The following is a 2435-nucleotide window of genomic DNA, read 5'->3' on the forward strand; positions in this document are numbered from 1 at the left end:
CTCCTAAGCGGTAGGTCGGAAGTTCAAATCTTCTCGGGTGCGCCATGATTGTACAGCCCCTGTGATCAATTGATTACAGGGGTTTGTTTAATGAAATTTAAGTGAAAAGAGAGCATGCTTGAAACGTATGCGATTATAAAAAGTAAACTATGAGTTATAAAATTAGGGTAGAATATTAAGAACAGGTGTATATAATTATTTTTTCGAATACAATTTGAGGTGAAATAAAAGATGAGTTCAGAAATTTATCAAAATACGAACAACAATGAATTATGGCGTCAGGAAACGTATAATGCATATGTTAAAAAATATGGATTGCCTGTGGAAGCAGGCCAAAAAATCATGAGGAACCCGCAAAAAATATTAGAGCCTATTTATGAATATTTTGGTGATGTTGAGGGTAAAACCATATCAAATTTGATGGGGTCGATGGGCCAAAAGGCAGTGGCACTAAGTTTATTAGGCGCGAATGTGACGGTATTTGATATTTCACCTGGAAATCAACAATATGCACTTGAACTTGCAGCAGCGTGCAATTGTAAAATTGATTATGAAATATGTGATGTCCTAGAAATAAATTTGGATAAGCATGGGAATAAGAGTCACCTTGCCTTTGCAGAAATGGGGATTGTTCACTACTTTCAAAATCTGGATGCTTTTTTTAAAAATGTAAATGCCCTATTGGTCAATAATGGAAAATTCATACTCAGAGATTTCCACCCAGTTTCAACCAAACTCATCTCATCTAGGGGATCAACAGCCAAGGTGAGAAAACACAAGGTGACTGGTGATTACTTTAGTACTGCCCTAGAAGAACAGGAAGTTGCATTTTCGAAATATGCTGAACAAGCGGTTGTTGAAAAAGTAAAATTGAGGAAATGGACATTGGGTGAAGTCGTGACGGCACTTGCTCGAGTTGGTTTCTTAATAAATGAGCTCAGAGAAGAACCCAATCTTTCGTCGGAAGTTTTTGACAGTGGTATTCCCAAGACCTATACGATTGTCTGCACTAAGCTTTAAGAGGGGTGGCAGGCTATGGTGACAAGTGATAAAATAGACTATATGAAAATGGCCTTATTAGAGGCTGAAAAAGCTTATAATCTAGGCGAGGTACCAATTGGTGCAATTATCGTTAAAAATGGTAAAGTTATTGGCAGAGGCCATAATACGCGAGAATTATCGGAAAATGCCATAGCGCATGCAGAAATAAATGCCATTAATGAAGCCTGCGCAAATATAGGCCACTGGCGATTGACAGATTGTGAGCTGTATGTTACAATTGAACCCTGCCCTATGTGTATTGGGGCTATTTATCAGTCCAGAATTAGGTCGATAAATTTTGGCGCAAGGGACCCTAAAGGGGGTGCATGTGGCTCAATTTTCAATCTGTTTGACTTTAAGGGATTAAATCATTATTGTGAAATAAATGAAGGTATTTTAAGTCAAGAATGTTCTGAACTTATGAAGCGTTTTTTTAAAAGATTAAGATAGTGGAGAGATGTCCGAGCTGGCTAAGGGGCACGCCTGGAAAGCGTGTAAGGCTGTCATGGCCCCGCGGGTTCGAGTCCCGCTCTCTCCGCCATAAAATATATGCCGTGCTAGATGGGGAGGTAGCGGTGCCTTGTAACTTGCAATCCGCTGTAGCAAGATTGAAGTCCATCTAAGGGATACCGTTGTTGAGTCTGCCCATAATAAGTGGTGTTGATAATTGGGTCCTGCGCAATAAACACTTATGAACCCCGTCAGATCTGGAAGGAAGCAGCGGTAAATAGGACCGTTTATGTGCCGCGGGGGTTCCTGGTTTGAGCTAACTGTTATGGTAACGTCTGTAATGATATTTCGAAGATGGATGCACGGCTTACATATTAAAAAAGTTGTCTGAGGACAGCTTTTTTTGTTTTACTTTATTTTTAGCGCTTTTTTTAATATAATTTACATAGTGTTACAAATTATCAGATCGTGGGGAAAATAAGTGAATCAAGCGAAGGATTCAACAAAAAGAGAAACAATAAAAAGAGAAACAATAAAATATTTGATTAGATTCATTTCCATAGTGATTTTTGCTCTATTTATCGTCAATGCTGTGTTATTTGGCGTTTTTTGCTATGTTGAGAGGGTGCAAAAGAAAGATCCTATTGAAATTAAGTTAATAGATACGCCATTAAAAGGCGTTTTAGAATCCCTTGATATTACAGCGTCTATTATTTCAAATGAAAGCTTAAATCGTCCAGAATTTCAACCGCTTGAGATTGAACCCTTGCTGAGAATGCTTGCAGAATCTGATGATAAAATGATAGATGTTGATTATATAACGATGGACACTGTAAATAATTTAGAGAAAAGAAGTGTATCTTTTGTTGAGATCAGTGGTCCAATTGCAAATCAAGATCAGAAGCCTAAAAGTCTTAAGATTATGAGGTCAGTTATAGACCATA

At 37.9% G+C, this 2435-nt stretch carries 3 protein-coding genes, 1 tRNA gene and 1 other RNA gene; all 5 read left to right on the plus strand.

All coding sequences use genetic code 11. The features are described from left to right. The first annotated feature begins 231 nt into the window (after positions 1 to 231). Positions 232 to 1020: a class I SAM-dependent methyltransferase gene (locus tag AC220I_RS21325; protein WP_486725888.1), complete on the plus strand. Its 789-nt coding sequence runs from the start codon at positions 232 to 234 to the stop codon at positions 1018 to 1020. Positions 1021 to 1035: 15 nt separating this feature from the next. Further along, positions 1036 to 1491, plus strand: a complete 456-nt coding sequence (locus tag AC220I_RS21330; protein WP_486725889.1) for a nucleoside deaminase — start codon at positions 1036 to 1038, stop codon at positions 1489 to 1491. A gap of 1 nt (position 1492) precedes the next feature. Further along, positions 1493 to 1582 (plus strand) — tRNA-Ser (locus tag AC220I_RS21335). 11 nt (positions 1583 to 1593) lie between these two features. Next, an RNA gene (gene ffs, locus AC220I_RS21340) (signal recognition particle sRNA large type) lies at positions 1594 to 1857 on the plus strand. A 259-nt stretch (positions 1858 to 2116) separates the two neighbouring features. Beyond that, on the plus strand, positions 2117 to 2435 hold a 319-nt coding region (locus tag AC220I_RS21345), incomplete at its 3' end, for a hypothetical protein (protein WP_486725890.1).

This window comes from Fusibacter sp., from assembly GCF_057447755.1.

What these genes read in the sequence shown, in the direction of transcription:
- AC220I_RS21330 (WP_486725889.1), top strand. Translation starts at nt 1,036, where the DNA reads ATGGTGACAAGTGATAAAATAGACTATATGAAAATGGCCTTATTAGAG.
- AC220I_RS21325 (WP_486725888.1), top strand. Translation starts at nt 232, where the DNA reads ATGAGTTCAGAAATTTATCAAAATACGAACAACAATGAATTATGGCGT.